Here is a 224-nt window from a genome sequence, read left to right on the forward strand (position 1 = left end):
AATTCCCGAAGTAGCGGCGAGCGAACCGGGAAGAGCCTAAACGGCGCACGTGTCAAAGCAGGACAGCGTTGCGTGTGCCGGGTTGCGAGACCTCCAAGATAGCATGTCCTTGCTGTCAGTAAGTTACCAATGCCAGTGGTAGGGGAATGGCCCTGGAACGGCCAACCAGAGCGGGTGAGAGTCCCGTACCCGACACTGCTGGCACTTACGCGAGGGATCTCAAG

Annotated in this window: 1 rRNA gene; it reads left to right on the top strand. The window is 58.9% G+C overall.

The annotated features are described in order from the left end of the window. Window position 1: 1 nt before the first annotated feature. Window positions 2-224: ribosomal RNA gene (locus C5S61_RS05110) — 23S ribosomal RNA — on the top strand; the annotation flags it as partial.

The sequence above is a fragment of the Herpetosiphon llansteffanensis genome, assembly GCF_003205875.1.
GTDB classification, from domain to species: domain Bacteria; phylum Chloroflexota; class Chloroflexia; order Chloroflexales; family Herpetosiphonaceae; genus Herpetosiphon; species Herpetosiphon llansteffanensis.